This is a genomic window from Qipengyuania nanhaisediminis (genome assembly GCF_900115585.1).
GTDB classification, from domain to species: domain Bacteria; phylum Pseudomonadota; class Alphaproteobacteria; order Sphingomonadales; family Sphingomonadaceae; genus Qipengyuania; species Qipengyuania nanhaisediminis.
In genome coordinates this window covers 55,907-81,272 of the sequence record NZ_FOWZ01000003.1, presented here as the reverse complement: position 1 = coordinate 81,272, position 25,366 = coordinate 55,907, and the positions used below count along the sequence as shown (strand labels likewise).

The following is a 25,366-nucleotide window of genomic DNA, read 5'->3' as shown; positions in this document are numbered from 1 at the left end:
TTGCCTATTTCTAAAAAAGTCAAAGCCGCTGCCGCAGCTTCGGTCCTGGCCATGGGCGGTTTCGCCCTCGCCGCCGGCGCGCCGGCCCTGGCCCATAATCACGGCGCGAAGAAATCGCAGCCCAACATCGTAGAAGCCGCCATGAGCACCGGCATCCACGAGACGCTGGTCACCGCCGTCGACACCGCAGGTCTCGTCGAGACGCTGTCGTCGCCCGGCCCCTACACCGTCTTCGCACCCACCGACGATGCGTTCGGCGAACTGCCGGACGGCACGGTCGAAAGCCTGCTGATTCCCGAAAACCGCGACACGCTGACCAACATACTCACCTATCACGTGGTGGCCGGCCGCATCCCGGCAGCACGCCTGTCGCAGGCCATCCGCCAGTCGGGCGGCAGCTATGAATTCGAGACGCTGGCCGGCGAAACGCTGACTGCCAGCTTCGACGGCAGCACGATCGTCGTCACCGATGCCGCCGGCCGCGAAGCCGAAGTCATCCAGGCCGACGTGAAGACCACCAACGGCGTCATCCACGTCACGGACAGCGTCTTCCTGCCCGGTTGATGCCAAGCTCCCGGCACTGCCGTGAGCGTTGCATCCCCTTCGCGCCCAGTGCCGACTGTCCCGCCCGGTTCCGCAAAGCGCCGGGCGGGACTTTTATTTGCCCTTGAGCGTCAGTGACCAGTTTCGCGGAGCGGTCGAGGCGACGCCGACCGGCGTTTTCGGCGCATAGGGATTTTCGAGGCTTTCCACCTCCTCTTCCGTCAGGTCGAGCGACATTGCCGCGACTGCCGCTGCAATGTGACCATCCTTGGTCGCCCCGATGATCGGCGCGGTGATCCCGTCGACTGCGAAATGCCATGCGAGCGCCACGGTCGCCCGCGACACGCCGCGCGCCTCCGCGATCTTGCCGACCGCTTCGACAATCGCGCGGTCGGCATCGACGTTCTGCGTGTAGAGCATCTTGCCGAAACCATCGGTTTCGCTGCGCACGGTGCTTTCGTCCCACGCCCTTGCCAGCTTTCCGCGTGCGAGCGGCGACCATGGAATGATCCCGACGCCCTGGTCCCGGCATAGCGGGATCATCTCGCGCTCTTCTTCGCGGTAGAGCAGGTTCACGTGGTTCTGCATCGAAATGAACGGCGTCCAGCCGTTCGCGCGCGCCACCTCTTGCGCCTTGGCAAACTGCCATGCCGCCATGGAGGACGCGCCTATATAACGCGCCTTGCCCGACTTCACGATATCGTGCAGCGCCTCCATCGTTTCCTCGATCGGGGTGCTCTCGTCCCAGCGATGGATCTGGTAGAGATCGACATAATCCATCCCCAGCCGGTCGAGGCTGTCGTCCATCGCCTGCATCAGGCTCTTGCGCGAAAGCCCGCCTGCATTGGGTGCCTGCCGCCACGGAAGGAAGGCCTTGGTCGCGACGACAATCTCGTCACGCTTGGCAAATTCAGGCAGCAGCCTGCCGACCACCTCTTCGGACGCGCCCATCGAATACATATTGGCCGTGTCGAAGAAATTGATCCCTGCCTCCACCGCCTCGCGGATGAAGGGACGGCTCTCCTTTTCGGACAGCACCCAATCGCCGTGCCAGCCCCTGCTGGTGTCGCCATAGCTCATGCAGCCAAGGCACAGGCGGGAGACCTTGAGGCCGGAGCGGCCGAGATTGACGTATTCCATGTTCACATCCTTGCCGGGTGACGAAGGCGACACTGTGTCGCCTTCACAAATCGGCCCTTAGTGTTTGTTTTAAGACATATTTTCAAAACGACATCCGGTTGACACCTCGATGTTTTCTTTCGTCCATACCCACTCATCAGGACTGGCATTTACCGCTCGAGTAGGAAAGGCAAAGGGCGCGGTCAGGCCAGCGACAAGCCGCCATCGACGCTGATTGTCTGGCCGACGACGTAATCGGCAAGCGGAGAGGAGAGGAACAGGGCCACCCCTGCCATATCCTGCGGCAGCCCGAGGCGGCCACGCGGCGTGCTCTTGATAGTGGCATCGCGGAACTTCTCGTTGCCGAGAAAAGCGTCGTTGATCTTGGTATGGACATAGCCCGGAGCAATGCCGTTCACGCGGATACCCTCCTCAGCGAAAGCCACGCCCAGCGATTTGACCATGCTGATCGCGGCCGCCTTGCTGGCTCCGTAAGCCGGATTGCCGATCAGTCCGCGATAGCCTCCGATGGAGCTGACGATGAGCAGCGAGCCGCCCGTATCGGCCAGCTTCACGCGCACCGCATTGGCGCAGTCGAGCAGGGAATCGAGATTGACCGCCATTACGGCGTCCCAGCCTTCGCGGGTGAATTCCTCGCGATTGTAGCGGGCGATGCCTTGGCACAGCACCACTACATCCAGCCGTTCGGGCCATTCGAACGCATCGACGGCTTCGCGGTCGCTGACGTCGAGCGAATGAAAGGTCAGTCCCTCCATCACGCTGCCGTCGGCCTCGGCATAATCTTCGGCTTTCGCGCGCGTGCCGGTGACGTGGACGTCGGCTCCGTGATCGCGAAAGCCGTGCGCGATACCGTTGCCGATCCCGCTCGTCCCCCCGATCACGAGGACGCTCTTGCCTGAAAAATCCAGCGGGTCGGTCATGCTATTCTCCTCAGATCGCGCGGCTCACGACTTCCTTCATGATTTCGTTCGTGCCGCCGTAAATGCGCTGGACGCGGGCATCGCGCCACAGGCGGGCAATGGGATATTCGTTCATGTAGCCCGCGCCGCCGTGCAGTTGCAGGGCCTTGTCGCAGCATTCCCATTGCAGGTCCGTGTGCCACAGCTTCGCCGCGCTGGCTTCGTCCGTGGTCAGCTTGCCTTCGAGATGGCGCAGGATCGCCCAGTCGAGATGGGCCCAGCCGACCTGCAGCTTGGCAGCGAGGTCGGCGAGCACGAATTTCGTGTTCTGGAATTCGAACACCGTCCTGCCGAATGCCTTGCGGTCCTTGGTGAAGGCGACCGCTTCGTCGAAGGCGCGCTGGGCACCGGCCTGCGCACCGACCGCGATGGAGAGGCGCTCCTGCGGCAATTCCTCCATCAGGTGGATGAAGCCGCGCCCTTCCCCGCCGAGTAGATTGTCCCTGGGCACACGGCAGTCCTGGAAGAACAGTTCCGAGGTGTCGGCGGCATGCTGGCCGATCTTGTCGAGATTGCGCCCACGCTCGAACCCGGGAGTATCGGCATCCACCAGGATCAGCGAGGTGCCCTTTGCGCCTTGCGAAGGATCGGTCTTGGCGACCACGATCACGACATCGGCATTCTGGCCGTTGGTGATATAGGTTTTCGAGCCGTTGATGACCCATTCGTCGCCGTCGAGGACAGCGGTGGTGCGCACGCCCTGCAGGTCGGAACCCGCGCCCGGCTCGGTCATGGCAATAGCAGTGATGATGTCTCCCGACACCATGCCGGGCAGGTATTTCTTCTTCTGCTCGTCCGTGCCGAGCCGTTCGAAGTAATTGACGGTAATGTCGTTCTGCAGGGTGAAGCCAGCGGACGAACCGAGGTAGCTCAGTTCCTCGGCGATCACGCAGTTGAAGCCGAAGTCGAGGCCGAGGCCGCCGTTCTCTTCGGCGACCGTGGGGCACAGCATTCCTGCATCGCCCAGGGCCTTCCATGCTTCGCGCCCGACAATGCCCTCTTCCTCGTGCTTGTCAAGGAAGGGGGTCATGTGTTCGGCAAAGACCCTGCGAACCGTATCGCGGAAAGTCTCGTGGTCTTCGTTATAGGCGAAACGTTTGGCGGTATCGAGCATGGCGTGCGGCTCCTAGGCGTCGATGAAGCCTGCGAGGCGCTGGCGAATGATCTTGTCCGCATCGGCCATGATGCCGTCGATCAGTTCCTTACAGGTCGGGATGTCGTTTATGAGCCCCGCAACCATGCCGCACGACCATGCACCTGCATCCATATCGCCTTCGGTCATGATCCGCGGATAGACGCCCGCGACCTGTTCGATGATGTCCTCGAACTTGAGATCGTCGCCCTTCTGCTTCTCGATCTCGAGCAGTTCCTCGACCGCGTCGTTGGTCATCACGCGTTCGGTATTCCGCAGCGGACGCATGACGAGGCGGGTGTCGAGCTCGCTCGCCGCGACGATTGCTTTCTTCACGTTCTCGTGCACCGGCGCTTCCTTGGTGGCGATGAAGCGCGTGCCCATGTTGATGCCGTCCGCGCCCATGGCGAGGCTGGCAACGAGGCTGCGCGCATCGGCCTGGCCGCCGCTGGCGACGAAGGGGATTTCCAGCTCGTCCGCAGCGCGCGGGAGCAGGATCATGTTCGGGATATCGTCTTCGCCCGGGTGGCCGCCGCACTCGAACCCGTCGACGCTGACCGCGTCGCAGCCGATCGACTGGGCTTTCAGGCTGTGGCGCACGCTGGTGCATTTGTGGATCACCTTGACGCCCGCATCCTTGAAGAAGGGCAGCACCTGCGCCGGGTTGTTGCCAGCCGTCTCCACGATTTTCACACCGCCTTCGATGATCGTGCGCACGAGGCCCGGATAGTCGGGCGCATTGACCGTCGGCAGGAAGGTCAGGTTCACGCCGATCGGCTTGTCGGTCATGTCCTTGCAGCGCGCGATCTCGTTCGCCAGCTTTTCGGGCGTGCCCTGCGTCAGCGCGGTGATGATGCCGAGGCCGCCCGCATTGGAAACCGCCGCCGCCATTTCCGCAAAGCCGACATAATGCATGCCGCCCTGGATGATCGGATGCTCGATGCCGAACATTTCGGTGATGCGCGTTTTCATGATGGCTGCCTCTCCTGCTGGTTGCTTTTCGCAACCGGTATCGGGGCGAGAGAGCCGAGTCTAGCGCTTCGACAGGCGTTGCAGCGCTTCCATCAGTTCCGCCCCGCGTTCCGTAAGGGCAAGGCCGCCGGAAGTTTTCTCCGCCAGGCCTTCATGCTCGAGGTCTTCGCCGGTGGGAGAGCGCATCACGCGGCCGTAATTGCCCGAATGATAGATCAGCGGCTCTGCATCGCGGCGTTCGAAATCGACCACTTCGCCAAGGAAGATGGCGTGATCGCCGCCCTCGTATTCGAAGCGCGCCCGGCATCCGAAGCGCGCGGCATACCCTTCGATCAACGGCGCGCCTTCCGGCCCGTCTGCCGCCTTCAGCCCGTCGAACTTGTCCTGCCCCGGCTGGGCGAAGCGATCCGACATGGCCTGCTGGTCTGCGGCGAGCACATGAACGGCCCAGCTCTTCGCCTCGCGGAAGACCGGCAGGCTCCCAGAATGCAGCGACAGGCTCCACAGGACCATCGGCGGGTCGAGGCTGACCGAGTTGAAGCTGTTCGCCGTCAGGCCGATGGGGCGCCCGCTCTCGTCCCGCGTCGTCACGATGGTGACGCCGGTAACGAAGGAGCCGAGTGCGCTGCGGAAAGCCTGCGGGTCGAACATTGCCGGTGAGCGCTAACCCGCGCGGTGGCCAAGGGCAAGGATTACGCCGGAGCGGGGCTGTATTTCTGGAGATACTGGCCGTGACCGGGCATTCTTTCCACCAGCCAGCGGATGGATTTCTCCATCTCGTCGACTTCGCCCGCCATATGCGTCGCGACATCGTCGGCCATCGGGCTGTTGCCTTCCATCGCAATGCCCTGACCCATCATGACCGCCGCCCAGCTGGTCGTGGTGAACAGCTCGTCCTCTTCGCGGAAGACCTGTCCGTTCGCCTTGAATATCTCGACCTTCTCGGTGAGCGTTTCGGGAACGTCCATCGTGCGCACGTAATCCCAGAAGGGGGAATCGGTCCGGCGGGTCGCGTTGTAATGCAGCACGAGGAAGTCGCGGATCCGCTCGTATTCCTTGCGGGTTAGGCGGTTGTAGGTGCTGATCTGCGCCTCGTTGACCCCGTCGAGCGAAAGCAGGGCGATCAGCTTGTTCACGCCCGTGTTGATGAGGTGGATCGAGGTGGATTCCAGCGGCTCCATGAAGCCTGACGCGAGACCCAGCGCGACCACGTTCTTGTTCCAGAACTTCTTGCGACGCCCGGTCACGAAGCGCAGGAAATTGGGTTCCGCCGTCGGCTTGCCGGCGAGGTTCTTGACCAGGATGTCGTGCGCCTCGTCATCGGACATGAATTCGCTGCAGTAGACGTGTCCGTTCCCGTTGCGGTGCTGGAGCGGGACCTGCCACTGCCAGCCTGCCGAATGCGCCGTTGCCTTGGTGAATGGCGGAGGCGGAGACCCGTCGTCGCGGTTGCACGGCAGTGCCACCGCACGGTCGCACGGGAGGAGATGCGTCCACTCCTCGTAACCCGTCTCGAGCGCTTGCTCGATCAACAAGCCGCGAAATCCCGAACAGTCGACGAAGAAGTCGCCTTCGATCTTCTCTCCGCTCTGCAGGGTGACGCAGGTCACGAAACCGGTTTCGGGGTGAAGCGCTACGTCATCGACCCGGCCTTCCTGGCGCACGACGCCGTATTTCTCGGCGTACTGGCGCAGGAAGCCCGCATAGCGCGAGGCGTCGATATGATAGGCGTAGTTCATCGGCGGCAGGTCGTCGCGGTTGTAGTCCTGCGTGCGCGAGAACCGGCCGAAATAGGCGGCCATGGTTTCGAGGTTGAAGGCCTGGATCGGGCGTTTGTCGCCGCGCTGGCGCATGGCGTGCCAGACCTGGTGGAAATTGATCCCCCCGATATCGTAACCGTAATTGCCGAAGGGGTGGATATAGCTTTCGCCGACCTGGCCCCAGTTGCTAAACTGGATGCCCAGCTTGAACGTACCCTGCGTCGCCGAAAGCATCTCGCGCTCGTCGATTTCGAGCGCCTGATTGAATTCGACGAACGGCGGGATCGTTGCCTCGCCCACGCCGACCGTACCGATCTGCTCGGATTCGAGCAGCGTGATCTTCAGGTTGCGCCCCTCGCGGATGCGCGAAAGGGCGGCGGCAGCCATCCAGCCAGCCGTACCACCACCGACGATGACGATATGTTCGATAGCCATTGAAACCCCATGCCACCAAAGAGCAGCTGTTGCCAGTCTACCACGATTGTTGTGAACGTTCATATTGTATGTTGTGAACGCTAACAAGTGGCGATATATGACAGAATGAATGCAGGATTCGTCCTGACATATCGCTTGGGACCAGGGAGGATACATGTCTCGCACCAAAACAGGTGGCGCCACGTTCGGGCGCCGGATTGCCGCACTGACGACCGCGTCGAGCCTTGCGCTCGTCGCCGCGCAGCCCGCCTTCGCACAGGATGCGGATGAAGATCTCACCGAAGAAAGTGCCGGCGGCACTCCGGAAGAGCTCGATCAGGATAACGTCATCATCGTTACCGGTATCGCTGCTTCGCTGCGCAGCGCACAGGACTTCAAGGAACGCGCCGACACCGTCGTCGACGTCATCACCGCAGAAGACATCGGCGCACTGGCCGACCGTTCGGTCGCAGAAGCGCTGCAGCGCGTCCCCGGCGTCAACATCGGCCGCTTCGAGAAAACCTCCGACCCGACCCGCTTCTCCGTCGAAGGCACCGGCGTCATCATCCGCGGCCTGCCCGACAATTTCGGCCGTTCGGAACTCAACGGTCGCGACATCTTCTCCGCGACCGGTGGCCGCAGCCTGAGCTTCGAAGACGTATCGCCCGAACTCGTCGGCCGCGTGGAAGTCTTCAAGAACGTCACCGCAGACATGATCGAAGGCCAGATCTCGGGCCTCGTCAACCTCGTCACGCGCAAGCCGCTCGACAACCCCGGCCTCAATGTCGCCGGCTCGATCGAAGCGAACTACGGCGATCTGCGTGAAAAGTGGTCGCCGACCTACAACCTGCTGGTTTCGGACACGTTCGACAGCGCGCACGGCACCTTCGGCGTCCAGCTGAGCTACTCGAACTCGAAGCTCAAGAGCCGCACGGACTCCTCGCAGGCGATCGATCCCTGCTACCGTCCGGCCGACCTGAGCGGCGGATGCCAGCGCGTATTCGACCTCAATTCCGGCGGCTTCGGTGACGAACCGAACTACCAGCCCAATGAATTCCCGCCCTCCGGCTCCGTCCTGGTGCCGCAGTACGCCGGTGTTCGTACCACCGACCTCGACCGTGACCGCGAAGCGATCTCGGGTGTCGCCCAGTTCGAAACGCTCGACGGCGGCCTGTTGATGACGCTGGAATACCTGCGTTCGGAAACGACTTTCTCGACCGAGGAATTCGCGCTGATCGGCCGCATGGACGACGGCGTCGCCTCGCCCGAACCGCGTTCGGACAGCAACTGGCAGTTCGAAGATGGCAAGTTCGTCAGCGGCATCCTCACCGACAATGTCGGCGATCCTTATGCGACGCCCTTCGGCCTCGGCGGCATCCCGATGGACAGCCTGCGCTTCCTGCGTGACACCAAGAGCGTCACCCAGGACATCTCGTTCGACATCGACACGATCTTCTCGGACCGCTTCCGCGGCAACTTCGAAGCGCAGTACATCAAGTCGGACCTGACCCGCGATTCCGTCTTCGGCGCGATGAGCACCTGGGCCGACATCGACCTCGATCTTTCGGGTGAAACCCCGAACGTCCAGTTCATCGCTCCGCTCGGGGCACCGGCAGACTACTTCAGCTCGGGCTTCTACACCTATTACTGGTTCGGCCTCGACAGCCGCGAAGACAACGATGCCGACATGTTCAGCCTGCGCGGCGACTTCGAGTACGACATCAGCGACGACGGCTTCTTCAAGAAAGCCCGCTTCGGCGCGCGCTGGGCTGCTCGTGAGCGGACGACGCGCAACACGAACTTCAGCACATGGGGCAATTTGTCGGCTCCGTGGGCCGGCCGTGGCGGCTGTGCGCCGTGGGGCGAAGGTCCGGGCTGCTTTACCGGTCCCCAGCCGTGGACGGCGGACTGGTCGGGCTTCACGCCGGGTCGTTTCTACACCGGCCTGCCGGATCAGGAATTCGCGATCGCCGGCGGTGCGTTCACGGATGAATTCCCGAATTATTCGCAGCTGCGTTCGCCCTTCGCGGACGGTTTCCAGCGCGGTGAAGTCGCGACCCCGATCCCGGGCGGCGAAGCCTGGTTCTACGGCGGCGACGACTTCCTGCAGGACTACCTCGATGGTGTGATCGACGGTCAGTGGGACGAGATCACGACCTTCTCGCAGACGCCGGAACGCTTCAACCTCGGCGTGAACGGCCGCCAGCGCACGCTGCTCGACGGCACTGTCGTCGATTGCGATCCGTTCTGCCCGTCGGAAATCTCCGACGTCGCCGAAACCACCACCGCTGCCTATGCCCGTGTCGATTACGGCATGGACTTCGACAACGGCTGGTCGATCGGCGGTAACATCGGCCTTCGCTATGCGGACACACTCGTACGCACCGATGCGCTGGTCGCATTCCCCGATCCGGCACAATTCGATGCAGTGGCTAATGGCGGCAATGGCGACGGTGTCGTCCAGCCGGACGAAATCTCCGGCTCCTGCCCGACCATACCGCCGGGCGCACCGGTCGACCCGGACACGGGTTCCGCATTCGGTCCGGAAATCCTCTATTGCGATCTGGAAGGCGCACGCCTCGCGGAATATGCCTCGCTGTTCACCGGCGAAGTCATCCGCGACAACCGCGATATCACCTTCGACCACTGGCTGCCGAGCTTCAACATCAGGCTCGACACCGGCACCGGCTTCGTCCTTCGCGGCGCTGTCTCGAAGGGCATTGTCCGTCCCGACCTGAACAACTTCAGTGCGGGCGGCGTGTTCGGCTTCAGCGGCCGTGTCGACAGCGGTCCGCTGCTGTCGATCACCACGGGTAACCGCGGCGTTCGCCCGGTCGAATCGTGGAACTACGATGTCTCGGCAGAATGGTACTTCGCCGAAGTCGGCTCGCTTACGGCGGCCTTCTTCATCAAGGACATCACCGGCCTGATCGACCAGGGTACGGGTCTGCAGACCTACACCGCGGAAAGCGGCACGACGGCCGACGTCATCATCACTGGCCCTGCCAATGATTACGACGGCACGCTCAAGGGCTTCGAACTGGCTTACCAGCACAAGTTCGACTTCCTGCCGGGTCCGCTCGACGGCTTCGGGGTGCAGGCTTCCTACACCTATATCGATGCCGGCGACTTCACGAACCCGACCCTGTCGGACATCGGCAACCCGTCGGTCGCAGACGGTGCCTCGCCGCAGAACGTCGGACCGTTCCAGGCACAGCTGCCGCTGCGTGGTTTCTCCGAATCCACCATCAACGGTGTGATCTTTTACGAGAAAGGACCGTTCTCGGCCCGTGCCGCCTACAACTGGCGCAGCGAGTTCCTGGTGACGCCGCGAGACGATCTCTTCCCGTTCTCGCCGACCTTCCAGGAAGCGGGCGGCCAGCTGGACGCATCGATCTTCTACACGGTCAACGAGAACCTGAAGATCGGCGTACAGGGCGTGAACCTGCTCGACGAAGTGACCAAGCTCTCGACAGTGGTCGACTACGATGGCACGCGCTTCATCAGCAACGCCTTCCGTAACGACCGCCGTTACACCTTCCTCGCCCGGTTCAATTTCTAAGCACCGGGGTTGAAGGCAGGAAAACACTACGGGCCCCGGTTGCGAGACCGGGGCCCGTTTGTCTTTCCTCTCTTGAAAAACGCAACCGGACCATTCCAAATCCTGACCGCTAGGATTAGGTTGGCTGCGGACCGGTCGATATCCAATTGACCATTCGGGGGTTTCGTTATGGGCAGGCGCCGTCAGGCCGTGACCATCAAGCATGTGGCAGCAGATGCTGGGGTTTCGCTCCAGACCGTCAGCCGCGTCATCAACAACGAGCCCAATGTCCGGCCGGCCATGAAAGAGCGGGTACAGTCGAGCATCGACAAGCTCGGCTATGTCCCGTCCATCGCGGCCCAGCGGATGAGCGGCTCGCGCTCCTACCTCATTCTCGCGATCAACGACCGCGACCTTACCATCGCCGACTGGCGTGCACGCGAAGGCCGCGACTGGGTCGACCAGATGCTGCTCGGCGGAATGTTGACCTGTGCCGAGCACGGCTACCGCATGCTGATCGAGCTCGTCGATACCCATAACGACCATGTCGAGCGCGAACTGGGTGCGGCCATCGCGGCCCTGCAGCCCGATGGCGTAATTCTCACCCCGCCCCACTCCGGCAATCCGCTGATCACCGGCCTTCTCGCCGAACGCGGCATACCGTTTGCGCGGATCGGCTCGACCGACCCGGGTCCGGGCATCCCCATGACCATGGGCGATACGCACAACGCGCGGATCGCGACCGAGCACCTGCTCGACCTCGGCCACGAAAGGATCGGCTTCATCGCCGGCCCCTCCGAATTCAGCCTTTCCGACTGGCGTATCGCCGGGTGGAAGGAAGCCATGTTCGCCGCGAAGCTCCCGACCAAGGGATTGTGCGAACGCGGTGACTTCGGGTTCGATAGCGGCTTGGAGGCGGCACGAAAGCTGCTTTCCCTGCCCGAGCGCCCCACCGCGATCATCGCCAGCAGCGACCAGATGACCTTCGCCGCCATGCAAGTGGCAAGGGAAATGGACCTGCGCATTCCCGAAGACCTTTCGGTCATCAGCTTCGACAATTCGCCAATCGTGCGCTTTACGCAGCCGCCCCTTACCGCGGTCGACCAGCCGATCGCCGCAACGGCATCTCGGGCGGTCGAACTGCTGATCGATGCGAAGAAGGGCCAGCTCCCGACCGAGCCGGTCCGCGTGAAGGGCGAATTGGTCGTTCGTGGATCGACCGGCCCTGCCCCAGCCTGACCGGATGGAACCAGGCGACACCCGTCACCGGCAGACCAGCCGCTTCCTGTGGCTTTACGCGCTGGCAACGGCAGGCGGTGCGGTCGCCTATGTGCCTTTCCTTACCCTGCTCCTCCCGGTGCGGGTGGGCGAGCTGGAAGCTACCGATACGATCGGCGCCCTGGCCTATATTGCGTTCGCCGGGGCCATTTCGGCCAGCATTTCGAACATCGCATTCGGCTGGCTCAGCGATATCACGCGCAATCGCCGCGGATGGATCCTGGCCGGGCTTGCGCTTTCGTCGGTTTTGCTTGTCGGCGTGCGCAGGACAGACAGCGCGGCCGAGCTGCTCGGTCTCATCGTGGTCTGGCAGATCGGCCTCAACATGATGCTCGCCCCCCTTGCCGCTTGGGCGGGCGACTGCGTGCCCGATGAACAGAAAGGCAAGCTTGGCGGCCTGCTCGCCTTCGCACCTGCGCTGGGCGCGCTATCCGGCGCGCTTATCACAATCCCCGGCTTGGCGGGTGCCGATGCCCGCCTGAGTCTGGTCGCTGCGATCGTGGCGCTATGCGTGTTGCCGGTCCTCCTGTTCGGAAAGCCGGTTGCCATGCCGCATCTCACCGCTGCACCGGCGGCGAGCGTAAGCGACGCGGCGGCGGCGCGCAGGCAGCCGCGGAGCACGGTAGCCCGGATGTGGCTCGCGCGCCTGCTCGTCCAGATCGCCGAGGCCGCGCTATTCGCCTATCTGCTGGTATGGTTCGCAACGATCGACGCCGATTTCGGCGACAACCGGACCGCAACGGTCTTCACCCTTGTGCTGGGCCTGTCGATACCCTTGGCGATGCTTGCCGGGCGCTGGTCCGACCGCAACGACAGGCCCCTGCTGCCGCTGGCAATCGGATCGGGGGTAGGCGCGGCAGGTTTGATCATCATGGGGCTCGCCGACACGCTGGCGAGCGCGATTTTCGGCTATGTGGTTTTCGGCCTGGCGACCAGCGTGTTCCTGGCTCTCCATTCCAGCCAAACCCTGCGTTTCCTGCCCAAGCCCGCGACACGCGGCCGCGACCTCGGCATCTTCAACCTGACGAACACCGTGCCCAGCCTCATCATGCCGTGGCTGACGCTGGCGCTTGTGCCCCTGTTCGGCTTCGATGCGCTGTTCCTGCTTCTGGCAGGACTGGCAGCCCTCGCGACCGTGCTTCTCCTCACAGCCAAGCGTTGAATCTGATGGCTTGATTTTCCTTTTAAGTCGTGTCACTTCTCGCGATTGATAACGTTCTCAATTAAAAGAGGACGCGGAGGGACACAATGAAGAAGGCGTTTTGGACGGCATCGGCGGCGGCCCTTGCCCTGGCTGGCTGTTCGGCAATTCCGGCAGAGGTCGAAACCACCCCAGTGGCAGTCGCCGAGGGGTCCGAAGACGCCCGTGTCGCCGACCTGCTTTCGCGCATGAGCCTTGAACGCAAGGTCGCGCAGCTCATCCAGCCGCAGATCAACTCGTTCACGCCCGAAGACATGCGCCGCTATCGTTTCGGCAGCTATCTCAACGGCGGCAACGGCGGCCCTTATGGCGAGGAATTCGCCCCTGCTTCCGAATGGCTGCGCTATGCCGACGAGATTTATCTCGCCTCGGTCCAGCCGCAGGAAAACGGCGAACCGATCATCCCGACCATCTGGGGCACCGATGCCGTCCACGGCCACACCAATGTCGTCCAGGCCACGATCTTCCCGCACAATATCGGCCTTGGCGCGACCCGCGATGCCGACCTGCTGCGCCGGATCGGCCATGCCACGGCCGTCGAGATCGAAGTGACCGGCATCGACTGGAACTTCTCGCCCACCGTGGCCGTCGCGCGCGACGACCGCTGGGGTCGTACCTACGAAAGCTATTCCGAAGATCCGAAGATCGTCGCCCCGCTCGGCGCGGCGCTGGTCGAGGGCCTGCAGGGCGCCAAGGGCGATCCCGACCGTCTGGGCGCAGGCCACGTCTTCGCCACCGCGAAGCATTTCTTCGGCGATGGCGGGACCGATCAGGGTGTCGACCAGGGCGAGGTCAACGGCGACATTGAGGATCTGAAGGCGCTGCACGCCTATCCCTATCCGGCAACGATCGACGCCGGTGTCGAAACGATCATGGCAAGCTTCAACTCGGTCAATGGTCGAAAGATGCACGGCAACGAAGCGCTGCTGACCGATTTCCTGCGAGGCGAACTGGGCTTCGACGGCCTGGTGGTCGGCGACTGGAACGGCCACGGACAGGTCAAGGGCTGCACCAACACCGATTGCCCGCAGTCGCTTCTCGCCGGTCTCGACATCTACATGGTCCCCGACGACTGGAAGGGCTTGCTCGAAACGCTGGTCGCACAGGTCGAAGACGGCACGATCCCGATGGCGCGCCTCGACGAAGCCGTGGGCCGCGTGCTGCGCATGAAGATGCGCGCAGGGCTGCTGGACGAGTTCGTGAAGCCTTCCGACCGTCCGAACGCAGGCAATTATGCGCTACTGGGCTCTGCCGAACACCGCGCCATCGCGCGCGAAGCGGTCGCCAAGTCGCAGGTCATCCTGACCAACAATGGCGTCCTTCCCCTGAAGGAAGGGGCTAATGTCCTCGTTGCCGGTAGCGCTGCCGACAGCATCGCGCAGGCTTCGGGTGGCTGGACGCTGACTTGGCAGGGCGGCGGCGACCTGACCAATGCGAATTTCCCGGGCGCGACCTCGATCTGGTCGGGGCTCGAAAGTGCCGTCGAAGCAAGCGGCGGTAGCGCCACGCTGTCGCAGGACGGCAGTTACACGGCCAAGCCGGACGTTGCAGTCGTGGTCTTCGGCGAAGAACCCTATGCGGAATTCGCAGGCGACCGGAAGCACCTCGGCTTCCCGGACACCGAAGGGCTCGAACTGCTGCGCAAGTTCAAGGCCGAAGGCGTGCCGACCGTGGCCGTCTTCCTTTCGGGGCGTCCCATGTGGATGAACCGCGAACTGAACATCGCCGATGCCTTCGTGGCATCCTGGCTTCCGGGCGGCGAAGGCGCAGGCATTGCCGACGTCCTGACAGGCGCCATGCCCGCGACCGGCAAGCTCGGTTTTAGCTGGCCCGCCACGTGCGATTTCGGTCCGCTCAACGGGCCCGACGGGGCGCTGTTCACCGTGGGCTATGGCCGCACGCTGGCAGACACCAGCGCATTGCCGACCCTCGATGAAACCTGCGCTCCGCTCGAACAGGGCGCCGCCAAGGACTGGTATGTCAGCGGCCGTCTGGCCGACGGCGTGCTCGCCAATACGACAACCGGCAAGCTCGACAACCTGCGCGGCTCGGCAGGCGGCATCACCGCCCGCGGGATCGACCGCACTGCCCAGGAAGATGCGCGCGAGCTTACGTTCAACGCAGGCTCCATCCTCGAGCTTGTGCAGGGGGACGGCGACGATGGATATGGCTATCGCATCGTCTACGAAGTCGAGAACCGGCCGCTTGCGCCATTCTATGTCAAGGTCGGCTCGGGCGAACCGCTCGACATCACGCAGCAACTGGCTGTCGCGGCAGGCAAGGGTTATCGCGAGATGATCATCACTTCGGCCTGCGCAACGGACCTCGGCCCGACGCTGGCACTGGGTTCCGAAGGCGATTTCACGATCAATATCGGATCGATCGTGCGCGAAGAATTTGCAGAGGGGACCGACTGCTCGTTCTGACGGGCATTCGTATTTGCTTTGCGCAGCGGCGCTGTGCTGGCACACCGATAGGGATAACGGGTCGCACGGCGTTTGACCGGCGATCATTGGGGAGAAAATTGAATGGCTTTGGCACCTGACGTTGCGTCAAGCACCGATCCCAATCCGATTGAGATCGACGATGACACTCCCCCGGTGGATGCACCGGGACTGCAATATTTCGTCTTCGGACTGTTTTTCATCTTCGGCGGGATCACGTCCCTAAACGATGTCATCATCCCGAAACTGAAAGAGCTCTTCACGCTCAGCTGGACCGAAGCGATGCTGGTGCAGTTCTGCTTCTTCGCAGCCTACCTCATCATCGGCATTCCGGGTGCAAAGCTGGTCAAGAAGTTGGGCTATATGCGCGGCGCGGTTGCGGGTCTCCTGACCATGATGGTCGGCTGCCTTCTCTTCATCCCCGCCAGCCAAACAGCGACCTATATCGTTTTCCTGGGCGCACTTTTCGTCCTCGCCAGCGGGGTCGTGATCGTTCAGGTCGTGGCCAATCCGCTGATCTCCCTACTTGGCCCGCCCAGCACGACGCATAGCCGTCTTACCTTCGCCCAGGCGTTCAACTCGCTCGGCACGACCGTTTTCCCGATCGTGGGTGCGGTGGTAATCCTCGGCAGCCTTGCAACCGTGAGCGCCGACGAATTGTCGGGACAGGCGCTGATGGAATATCGCCAGGCCGAAAGCGAAGCGATCTGGCAGGGCTATCTCGGCCTTGCAGCGCTGATCGCCGTCGTGGCCATCGCCGTCTGGCTGTTCCGCAACCGCCTGCCGCATGATTCCAAGATCATGGGCGATGGCGAACTGGTCACCTGGGGCCGCTATCTCGTCGGTCTCGCGCTGGTGATTGCCGGCGTTTTCTCGGCGATCCAGATCAGCCCATGGCTCGGCGTTGCGCTGATCCTGGCGGCTCCTGCCGTGTGGCTCTACGACAACCCCTTGTTGACCCGCACGCGTTTCAGCTTCGGCGCGCTGTGCATCTTCCTGTATGTCGGCGCCGAGGTCTCGATCGGGTCGGTGATCATCAATTACCTGTCGCAGGAACGCGTTCTGGGTGAGCCGGAAAGCGTCATCGGCTGGATGATCGGTCTTTACTGGGGCGGCGCAATGGTCGGCCGCTTCATCGGCTCTTACTTCCTGCGCATCTTCAGCCCGGGCAAGATCCTGGCCTTCAACGCGACGGGTTCGATCCTGCTGATCCTCATCAGCACGATGACCTCGGGCGAAGTGGCAGCCTACAGCCTGCTTGCAGTCGGCCTGATGAACTCGATCATGTTCCCGACCATCTTCTCGCTGGCCTGCGAAAAGCTCGGCCCGCGTGCGGCAGACGGCTCGGGCATCATCAATGTCGCCATTTTCGGCGGCGCGGTGGTCCCGCTGCTCTACGGTGTGGTAGCCGATGCGACCGGCGGCGACTTGGCCTTCGCCATGGTCATCCCGATCATCTGCTACGCCATCATTGCAGCCTTCGGCATCTTCGCAAGAAGGCCTGCCGTAGCCTGATACCGGCCATGACCGGCACTTTCGGGGGTTCGCATGGAGGCTTCGGTCTGCCATGCGGCCCCCGAACTGGTTTTCACTGACGGGATTTCGCATGACCGACGCCGAACTGGCAGCCCACCTCGCCGAATGCGCAGGCAAGATCCTGCTGGAAGTGCGCGCGAGCGGCATGTTCGAAGGCAAGGCGCTGGGCAATGCGGGCGACGAGACCGCAAACCAGTTCCTGTGCCACGCCCTGCGTCACCAGCGCCCCGACGACGGTCTCCTGTCCGAAGAGAGCAAGGACACCAGCGAACGCCTGTCCAAGCAGCGGGTGTGGATTGTGGACCCCGTGGATGGCACCCGCGAGTTCGGCGAAGAGCGTAGCGACTGGGCGGTGCACGTCGCGCTATGCGTGGATGGCAGGCCGGAAGTGGGTGCAGTCGCTCTGCCCGGCCTTGGCAAGGTGCTCTGCACCGGCAAACCGGGCGAACTGCCCGAAATGGCCGCAAAGCCCCGCATGGTCGTCAGCCGCACGCGCCCCGCAGCTGAGGCAGTTGCCGTCGCAGACGCCATCAGCGCTGAGCTTGTGCCCATGGGGTCTGCCGGAGCCAAGGCCATGGCCGTGGTGCGCGGCGAAGCGGAAATCTATCTCCACACCGGCGGCCAATACGAATGGGACAGCGCGGCACCTGTCGCCGTCGCCCTCGCCCATGGCCTACACGCCAGCCGGATCGACGGCAGCCCGCTCATCTACAACCAGGCCGACACCTACATGCCGGACCTGCTGATCTGTCGCGCGGAATATGCCGAAACGGTGCTTGCCGAAGTGGCGAAGCTTTCGTCCTAGCCTTCGATTTGCGCAAGCAACTGGCGCGCGCGGGAGAGGTGCGGGCGATCCAGCATCTTGCCGTTATGGCCGATGGTCCCTGCCCCCGGGTTCGCGTCGAACAGCGCCACGATTTCGCGTGCTTCGGCGATTTCCTCGGCGCTGGGCGAGAATGCCTCGTTGATGATCGGGACCTGCGCCGGATGGATCGCCAGCATCCCGCGATAGCCGTCGCGGCGCACCTTCTGCGCGCGGTCCTTGAGGCCTTCGAGGTTGCGGAAATCACCGTCGATGGTCTCGATAGCCGGGATCCCGGCCGCCGCAGCGCCGAGCAGCGTGAGGCTGCGCGCCAGTTCATAGGTGAAGGTATAGGCCCCGTCCTCGCCAAGGTTCGACACGGCACCGATGGAATCGGCGAGGTCCTCTGCCCCCCAAGTCATCGCTGCGAGCCGCGGGGCACCGGCATAATCGCCGGTCGTGAACATGGCGGCGGCAACTTCGGTCACCAGCGCGATTACCGGGGTTGAGCCCGGTTCGATCCCGAGCTCCATTTCCAGCGGCGTCATCAGCGCATCGAGCGCCTCCACATCGTGCCGCCCGCGCGATTTGGGCAGCATGATGCCGCCTGGCCTGCCGGGCAGGATTGCGGCAATGTCGTCTGCCGTGTGCGGTCCGTCGAGCGGGTTGACCCGCACCCACAGGCGCGAGCGCTCCTCTTCGCTGCGTGCCAGCAGGAAGGCGCGAATGGCCTCGCGCGCGGCGGGCTTGGCATCTTCGGCAACAGCGTCCTCGATATCGAAGATAACGATGTCCGCCTCGCCCTCTGCCGCCTTGGTCATCTTACGCTCGCTGTCGCCGGGCGCGAAGAGCCAGGAGCGAAAGCGATTGGGAAGCGATGGCTGGGTAGTCACGTGGGCAAACCTCTCGTCACATTCTGCATTCTACAGGCCCAGCTTGATGCCGGCCCAGACGGTGCGCGGCACACCGAGGTCGATGGAGCCGCCCTGGTTTCGGGTCACGATTTCCTCGTCGAACAGGTTCTCGCCGCGCAGCACAACGGCAAGGCGCCTGGTCACGGGCGCCTGCGCGTAAACGCCGAAGGTGGTCGTGGCCGGCAGCACGTCGGTCTCGAGATCGTCTTCGAACTGGTCGCCCGTATGGCGCAGGGATGCTGCAAGCAGCCAGTCCGCCGCGGGACGCCAACTAAGCGTCGCCCCGCCCGCCCACCGCGGCGTTTGCGCAGGCCGGTTGCCGTCGAAGACTGCACCTGCATCGCGTGCCTCTGCATCGGTATAGGCGAGCGAGAGATCGAAGCGCAGCGTGTCGAGGGACAGGCCAGCGGAGACCTCCACGCCGCGCGCCCTGATTTCGTCGATATTCTGGCGCTGGCGGGTGGTGGCATCGAGCGTGACGTTGGCGATCGCCCCTTCGACCTTGTTGTCGAACACCGTTGCCGACAGTTCCATGCCCTCTGCCGGGGTCAGGTCGAAGCCTGCCTCCACGCCCTCCAGCCGCTCGTTCCGCAGCGAGGCGTTGGCATTGGTCGTGACTGGGAAGACGACGAAGGGCCGGTAAAGTTCGTTCAGCGTGGGCAGGCGCAGGCCGGTGTATGCTGCCGCCCGCAGGCGCAAGGCATCGGAAACCCTGAAGAGCACCCCGCCGCGATAGGAATCCTGCCATCCGGAGCGATCCTCGAACCGGGTCGAGCGGATGATATTGCCCGAAGCATCGCGCGCCTCGTAGAAGCCGTCCGAAATTGCATAGCGGTCCAGCCGCGCACCGCCCGTCAGTGTGACGGGGCCGAGCAACCATTCATGCTCCACGAAGAAGCCGAGATCGGAATTGGTCCCGCCGGCATTGCGCCGCTCGTTAACCCTGCCGCTGAAGGCGCTGATCGCGGTTTCAAACAATTCCCCGTCGGAGCGGCGGTAATCCACCCCCAGACGCAGCACCTGGTCGTCCTGGACCGGCGGACGCACTTCGAGTTTGCCGCCCAGCCCGGTCGAGGGGGTGTTGCGCTGGTCGAGGACCGGCACGAACCGCGTCGAGCTGATGACCGTATTGGTGAAGTTGCGCGCCTGCACATAGGCGAGCGCTTCATATTGCCAGTCGCCCCGCCCGACGAGGCGAATGCTGGCATCCTGGCCGGAACTGGAACTGTCCGCTCCATCGAAGCGCAAGGTTCGGCGGTCGTCATAGACAAGGCCGCGCACCTGCAGTTCTGCATCCTCGCCAACGGGAACAACCCCGCGAAGCTGAGTGGACCAGCTGTCGTAAGCCGATTTGGCGCTCGCATCGACGCGGTCGGCCTTCGGCGTGGTGAAGAAGCCCGGCCCCCGGTCCCATCGTGCCGAGATCACACCAAACCCGTCGGACAATTGCGACGATGTGTGCAGCGCGCTTTCCGTACCGCCGCGATCGTTGACGAGAACCTGGCCGCCGAAGCCGTCGAGATCGGCAGCGCCCGCGCTCACCAGTTCGATGGTTCCGGCGAGGGCGCCGGCGCCGAACGAACCCGCACCGCCCCCGCGCGTCACCCTGATTTCGCCCAGGCGTTCGGGGGCGATCGCGGTGAAAGGAATGAAGCCAAAGAAAGGATCGGCCATCGGCACGCCGTCGAGCAGCACCAGCGCGCGGCTGGTCGCATTGCCGCCGAGGGCACGCAAGGTCGCGCCCTGTGCGCTGGGATTGGACGAGCGGCTGTCGGACCGGCGAAATTGCTGGAACCCCGCGACCGAAGACAGCACGTCCTCTATCCGACCTGAGGGAGCCGAGACGATCTGCTCGCGCTCGATGGTCTGTGTGTCGTAGGCGGGGCTGGCAGGCGTTTCCTCCAGACCTTCGCCGGTGACGACGATCACAGGTTCCTCGGCATCCTGTGCGATTACAGGCGTTGCGGCAGCGGCTGCCGCCCCGAGAAGGCCTGCACGGAGCGTGAGAGAAGCTGGAGCGAGCGATTTCATCGGCGGTGCTTTCGGGGACCCTCGCCAGCCGGTCAAGCCAATGTCCTCAGTCTTCTTCGGATTCGAGCACGGCGGCCATGGGCGATGTGCGCGGAAGGCTTTGGAAAGGTTGCTGGTCGTCGGCTGCAACGGGAGGGGATGCGGCCATACGCCAGAGGCCGAACAATCCGCCGAGCAGCGCCAGGGTGCCGATCGCGAAGAACAGGCCCGCCGGTCCGGCAAGGCTCATCGCGGTCGACCCGATGAGCGGTCCTGCAACCGCGCCTGCCGAATAGGTTAGCACCAAGCCGCTGCTCGCCCCGATCCTCTCGTCTTCTTCGAGGTGGTCATTGGTATGTGCGACACACAGGGGATAGAGCGCGAAGGCGAAGCCACCGAACATGGCACCGAGCAGGATCGTCCCCTCGTTCGGCAAATCGAGCAGGGCCAGCCCCGCACAGATCGCCGCCGCAATCAGGCTGCACCACACGATAACCTTGCGACGGTCGAACCGGTCGGACAGCAATCCGAGCGGGTATTGCAGCAGCACGCCGCCCGCGATCACGCTGAAGGTGAAAAAGGCGACCTGCGAAAGGTCCATACCGATCCGCTGCACGTAAACCGCACCCATGGCGTAGAACGCGCCCAGCATGGCGCCGGTCGTCAGCGTGCCGACGATGCCGAGCGGCGATGCGGTATACAGGCGCTTCAAAGAGAACGGCACGGTGCGTTCGATATGCGGCTGCTCCATCCGGGTCAGCAAGACCGGCAGCAGCGCAAGCGACAGCAGCACTGCCGAAACCATGAAGGGCAGGTCCGGCGAATTGTCGCCCAAATTCAGCAGGAACTGGCCGCCGGCCTGCCCGCAATACAGCGCGATCATATAGGCCGCGAGGATCGTGCTGCGGTTGTGCGGCTGGGCCTGCTTGTTGAGCCAGCTTTCGAGGCACACGAAGACGCCAGCCATGGCAAAACCGTCCACCAGCCGCAGCGCGATCCAGAGGTACGGGAAATCGACGATCGCATAGGTCAGGCTGCTGGCCGAAAACACGGTCACGAAAGCGGCGAAGGCGCGGATGTGGCCGATACGGGCAATCAGCGTTTCGACCTTGAGCGATCCCCAGGTGAGCCCTGCGAAATAGCCCGTACCCACGATACCGATCAGCAGCGCAGCCGCGCCCGCCTCTTCCAGCCGGATGGCGATGAGGGTCGAAAGGAAACCGCTTCCCGCCATCAGGATGAAGATGGCGAACAAGAGGGACCGGATCGGAAGGGCCGAAGATAACATCGAATCGCCCCTAACACTCATGGCACACGCTTCAAGGTGCTGCGGAAATCGCAGGCCCGGACCTGGCATAAAAAACGCGGCCCTGCGGGACTTCCCGCAAGGCCGCGCAAGGCGGGCCGGCTGGCGTGCGAGAGCCGGCCGATCCCTTTAGAAGCGGTAGGCGACGCCTGCGCTCAGGACCCATGGGTCGAGATCGTGTTCGGTCTGGATGGCAAGCGTGTCGCCTGCGTACCAGCTGGCCGTGGTGCCGACGAAATAGCGCTTCGCATCGACGCTGAAGGCGAGGCCGCTATCATTGACCGGAACATCGAGGCCGGCCTGCAGCACGAATCCGAATTCGTCCGAGAGATCGGTCCTGGTCACACCCAGCGGCAGGGTCGCTTCGCCCGGGTCCACGTCCACCCAGAGGAAATAGGTCGCGCCCGCGCCGACGTAGGGCTTCGCACCGCCGAGGTCGAAGTGGTATTTTGCCGTGACGGTCGCCGGGATGAGCTTGGCATCCGACACCAGCTCGGCGCCAGTCAGGCCCGAGACGGCGTCGACATCGTGCTGCGTCATGCAGCAAATCGTCTCCAGCGAGAAATTGGGCGAGACGAAATATTCTATCGCGAGCGTCGGCACGACATTGTCGTTGGCCTCGGTCTGCGTCCCGGCGGGCAGGCCGACGATATCGGTTTTCACCTCGGTGATCTTGCCATCGGGAAGCACGGCCGTGCCCAGCAGCTTCACCTGGATGGCGCCCTTGGCGTCCTGTGCCTGCGCCTGGGCGGGGATGGCAAGCATCGCGAGCCCCGCGACGGTTCCGGCAAGCAGTTTCTTCATTTCGCATTCCTTGGCGCGATGCAGCGGCCACCCCATGCGGCCCAGGTTGTTGCATCGCGTGGCAAGGCAACTGCACCAGCTTTCCATGGCGCTCCTTGATCTGGATCAATGAGATACGCTTTTCGCCGCGCGATAGGGCGTCCATGCACACTTGCACCGACGCCTTCGACTGCTTCGTAAGCCGCGTTCTGCCCAAGCGCACGGGGCCCGAAACCGTGCGCCTGTTCCGCACGCTCGGTTCGCACGTCCACCTCAAACCGGACCGGCACCTCCACTACCCCGACGACGAGCCGACCCTCGTCTTCCTGTGCGACGGTGCGACGAAACTGGTCGCCCATGCCTCGGACCATCGCGAGCAGGTGCTCGCCTTCCATTTCACCGGGGACCTGCTGACGCTGCCCGCCCATGGCGCGCACAGCTACACGTTGGAAGCGCTGGTCGATTGCGACCTGATGACTTTCCCCTACGCCCAATTTCTGCAGGCTGCCGAAAAGCACCAGCAGGTCCTCACGCAATTGCTTGAGCGCAGCACCGTCTCACTGCAGCGCAGCCGAGAGAAGACCCTCACGCTGGGGCGCAAGTCGGCGCTCGAACGCGTGTCAAGCTTCCTGCTCTCCATGGCAGAGCGGATCGGACGCGGTGAAGGGTCCGAGGTGAAGCTGGACCTGCCCATGTCGCGCAAGGACATCGCCGACAGTCTCGGCCTCACCATCGAAACCGTCAGCCGCCAGTTCACCTTGCTACGCGACCAGGGCCTGATCCGGACGCAGGGCCGCTCCGGAGTGACGCTGCTACGCGTCGACGAACTCGATCGCCGCGCAGGCCACCTCAGGGTCGCGGCGTGAAAAATCCTTCAAATTTGATCCACATCAATGCAGGATCCCGGTGGCCGCGTTAGGCGCGCAGGGATTGCACGGGAGGTAATATGCAAGCGGAAACCGCATTAGGCCGCACAATGCTGTGGTTTGTCCTGTTCCTGGTCTCGATCGTGGTCGTCGCCACGGCGGCCGACGGGGGCTTTGCCGCACACGCGGTAATCGTGGCGCTGGTGTGCTTCGTCCTGATGTGGATGAGCGCATCGCGATACGATCCCGCGGGCAAGCTCAACAGCTTCTTCAAGATGCCCGATACGCCGTCAAAATATGACGACGACCCCATTCGCTGGGGCGTGCTGGCGACCATGTTCTGGGGCATTGCGGGCCTTGCCGCCGGCCTCTTCATCGCCTTGCAGCTGGCCTTCCCGCAGCTCAATTTCGAGCCCTATTTCAACTTCGGCAGGGTTCGTCCGCTCCATACCAGCGCAGTGATTTTCGCATTCGGCGGCAATGCCCTGATCGCGACGAGCTTCTATGTCGTCCAGCGCACCTGCCGTGCGCAGTTGGCCTTCCCCGGCCTCGCCCGCTTCGTGTTCTGGGGCTACCAGCTGTTCATCGTGCTGGCCGCGACGGGTTACCTGCTCGGCGTCACGCAATCGCGCGAATATGCAGAGCCCGAATGGTACGTCGACCTGTGGCTGACCATCGTGTGGGTGGCCTATTTCATCGTCTTCGTCGGCACCATCGTACGCCGCCGCGAACCGCATATCTACGTCGCGAACTGGTTCTACCTCGCCTTCATCGTGACCGTTGCGATGCTCCACATCGTCAACAACCTCGCCATGCCGGTGAGCCTGCTCGGCGCGAAAAGCTACAGCGCCTTTGCTGGCGTTCAGGATGCGCTGACGCAGTGGTGGTACGGCCATAACGCGGTCGGGTTCTTCCTGACGGCGGGCTTCCTGGCGATGATGTACTACTTCGTGCCGAAACAGGCCGAACGCCCAGTCTACAGCTACCGGCTGTCGATCATCCACTTCTGGTCGCTGATCTTCCTCTATATCTGGGCGGGTCCGCACCACCTGCACTACACCGCGCTGCCCGACTGGGCGCAGACGCTGGGCATGGTGTTCTCGATCATGCTGTGGATGCCCAGCTGGGGCGGCATGATCAACGGCCTGATGACCCTCAACGGGGCATGGGACAAGATCCGCACCGACCCGATTATCCGCATGATGGTTATGGCGCTCGCCTTCTACGGGATGAGCACCTTCGAAGGACCCATGCTCTCGATCAAGAGCGTGAACAGCCTGTCGCACTATACCGACTGGACCATCGGCCACGTCCACTCCGGCGCGCTGGGATGGAACGGCATGATCACCTTCGCCTGCGTGTACTTCCTCGTGCCGCGCCTGTGGGGCCGGGAGCGGATGTATTCGCTGCGGATGATCAACTGGCACTTCTGGCTCGCGACCCTGGGCATCGTTTTCTACGCTGCCACCATGTGGGTCGCCGGGATCCAGCAGGGCCTGATGTGGCGCGAATACGGCCCCGACGGATATCTCGTGTGGTCCTTCGCCGACAGCGTCGCCGCGATGTTCCCGATGTACGTGCTGCGCGCCTTCGGCGGCCTGCTCTACCTCTCGGGCGCCTTCGTGATGACCTACAACATCTGGATGACGCTGGCCGGAAAGCTGCGCGACGAAGCGCCGATGCGCGACGCCGCCTACGACGCGGAGAAAGACCGTCCGATCGTCGACACTCCCACCAGCGCCGTTCCGGCCGAATAAGGGCTGAC

At 63.4% G+C, this 25,366-nt stretch carries 19 protein-coding genes; 9 read left to right on the top strand and 10 right to left on the bottom strand.

The features are described 5' to 3' along the window. The gene (locus BM173_RS09260; RefSeq protein WP_090480538.1) at positions 1–564 is read left to right on the top strand and encodes a fasciclin domain-containing protein; all 564 of its coding nucleotides are present in this window, start codon (positions 1–3) and stop codon (positions 562–564) included. A gap of 93 nt (positions 565–657) precedes the next feature. Here the strand turns inward: BM173_RS09260 and BM173_RS09255 are convergent, their stop codons facing one another. The 6 genes from BM173_RS09255 to BM173_RS09230 all read right to left on the bottom strand — a co-directional run bounded on the left by BM173_RS09255 (position 658) and on the right by BM173_RS09230 (position 6,941). After that, positions 658–1,683 (bottom strand): aldo/keto reductase, encoded by a 1,026-nt coding sequence (locus BM173_RS09255; protein ID WP_090480535.1) that lies wholly within the window; start codon positions 1,681–1,683, stop codon positions 658–660. Between the two features lie 182 nt (positions 1,684–1,865). Then, on the bottom strand, positions 1,866–2,603 hold the full coding sequence (locus BM173_RS09250) for an SDR family NAD(P)-dependent oxidoreductase (protein WP_090480533.1): 738 nt from the start codon (positions 2,601–2,603) through the stop codon (positions 1,866–1,868). A 10-nt stretch (positions 2,604–2,613) separates the two neighbouring features. Then, a complete protein-coding gene (locus BM173_RS09245) occupies positions 2,614–3,756 on the bottom strand; it encodes an acyl-CoA dehydrogenase family protein (protein ID WP_090480530.1) in 1,143 nt (380 codons plus the stop codon). A gap of 12 nt (positions 3,757–3,768) precedes the next feature. After that, positions 3,769–4,746: an NAD(P)H-dependent flavin oxidoreductase gene (locus BM173_RS09240; RefSeq protein WP_090480527.1), complete on the bottom strand. Its 978-nt coding sequence runs from the start codon at positions 4,744–4,746 to the stop codon at positions 3,769–3,771. A 60-nt stretch (positions 4,747–4,806) separates the two neighbouring features. Then, positions 4,807–5,397, bottom strand: coding sequence for a flavin reductase family protein (locus BM173_RS09235; protein ID WP_090480525.1), 591 nt, complete (start codon positions 5,395–5,397; stop codon positions 4,807–4,809). Between the two features lie 41 nt (positions 5,398–5,438). Continuing rightward, positions 5,439–6,941, bottom strand: a complete 1,503-nt coding sequence (locus BM173_RS09230; protein WP_090480522.1) for a tryptophan halogenase family protein — start codon at positions 6,939–6,941, stop codon at positions 5,439–5,441. Positions 6,942–7,095: 154 nt separating this feature from the next. Here BM173_RS09230 and BM173_RS09225 point away from each other — a divergent pair, with 154 nt between their 5' ends. The 6 genes from BM173_RS09225 to BM173_RS09200 all read left to right on the top strand — a co-directional run bounded on the left by BM173_RS09225 (position 7,096) and on the right by BM173_RS09200 (position 17,725). Next, entirely contained in the window at positions 7,096–10,482 is a 3,387-nt protein-coding gene (locus BM173_RS09225) for a TonB-dependent receptor (RefSeq protein ID WP_090480519.1), read from the top strand. A gap of 168 nt (positions 10,483–10,650) precedes the next feature. Next, the gene (locus BM173_RS09220; RefSeq protein WP_090480514.1) at positions 10,651–11,700 is read left to right on the top strand and encodes a LacI family DNA-binding transcriptional regulator; all 1,050 of its coding nucleotides are present in this window, start codon (positions 10,651–10,653) and stop codon (positions 11,698–11,700) included. Next, positions 11,672–12,901 carry an MFS transporter gene (locus BM173_RS09215; protein WP_342741975.1) on the top strand — a complete coding sequence of 410 codons (1,230 nt, stop codon included), beginning with the start codon at positions 11,672–11,674 and terminating at the stop codon, positions 12,899–12,901. Before BM173_RS09220 ends, BM173_RS09215 begins: the two co-directional genes overlap by 29 nt. Positions 12,902–12,987: 86 nt before the next feature. Further along, complete coding sequence (locus BM173_RS09210; RefSeq protein ID WP_090480509.1) at positions 12,988–15,366, top strand: glycoside hydrolase family 3 protein; 2,379 nt, start codon at positions 12,988–12,990, stop codon at positions 15,364–15,366. 102 nt (positions 15,367–15,468) lie between these two features. Then, positions 15,469–16,899 (top strand): sugar MFS transporter, encoded by a 1,431-nt coding sequence (locus BM173_RS09205; protein ID WP_090480506.1) that lies wholly within the window; start codon positions 15,469–15,471, stop codon positions 16,897–16,899. 91 nt (positions 16,900–16,990) lie between these two features. Next, a complete protein-coding gene (locus BM173_RS09200; protein ID WP_090480503.1) occupies positions 16,991–17,725 on the top strand; it encodes a 3'(2'),5'-bisphosphate nucleotidase CysQ in 735 nt (244 codons plus the stop codon). On the opposite strand, the gene BM173_RS09195 is transcribed toward BM173_RS09200, so the two are convergent. The 4 genes from BM173_RS09195 to BM173_RS09180 all read right to left on the bottom strand — a co-directional run bounded on the left by BM173_RS09195 (position 17,722) and on the right by BM173_RS09180 (position 22,756). Continuing rightward, positions 17,722–18,615 carry an HpcH/HpaI aldolase/citrate lyase family protein gene (locus BM173_RS09195; RefSeq protein WP_090480500.1) on the bottom strand — a complete coding sequence of 298 codons (894 nt, stop codon included), beginning with the start codon at positions 18,613–18,615 and terminating at the stop codon, positions 17,722–17,724. The two genes, BM173_RS09200 and BM173_RS09195, sit on opposite strands and share 4 nt — an antisense overlap. Positions 18,616–18,645: 30 nt before the next feature. Beyond that, on the bottom strand, positions 18,646–20,667 hold the full coding sequence (locus tag BM173_RS09190) for a TonB-dependent receptor (RefSeq protein ID WP_090480497.1): 2,022 nt from the start codon (positions 20,665–20,667) through the stop codon (positions 18,646–18,648). A 46-nt stretch (positions 20,668–20,713) separates the two neighbouring features. Continuing rightward, positions 20,714–21,934 carry an MFS transporter gene (locus BM173_RS09185; RefSeq protein WP_090481535.1) on the bottom strand — a complete coding sequence of 407 codons (1,221 nt, stop codon included), beginning with the start codon at positions 21,932–21,934 and terminating at the stop codon, positions 20,714–20,716. Positions 21,935–22,081: 147 nt separating this feature from the next. Then, on the bottom strand, positions 22,082–22,756 hold the full coding sequence (locus BM173_RS09180) for an OmpW/AlkL family protein (protein ID WP_090481532.1): 675 nt from the start codon (positions 22,754–22,756) through the stop codon (positions 22,082–22,084). 143 nt (positions 22,757–22,899) lie between these two features. On the opposite strand from BM173_RS09180, the gene BM173_RS09175 reads away from it, so the two are divergent. Both BM173_RS09175 and ccoN read left to right on the top strand, forming a co-directional pair. Further along, on the top strand, positions 22,900–23,601 hold the full coding sequence (locus BM173_RS09175) for a helix-turn-helix domain-containing protein (protein ID WP_090480494.1): 702 nt from the start codon (positions 22,900–22,902) through the stop codon (positions 23,599–23,601). 110 nt (positions 23,602–23,711) lie between these two features. Beyond that, on the top strand, positions 23,712–25,358 hold the full coding sequence (gene ccoN / locus BM173_RS09170; protein WP_090480492.1) for a cytochrome-c oxidase, cbb3-type subunit I: 1,647 nt from the start codon (positions 23,712–23,714) through the stop codon (positions 25,356–25,358). Positions 25,359–25,366 lie beyond the last annotated feature (8 nt).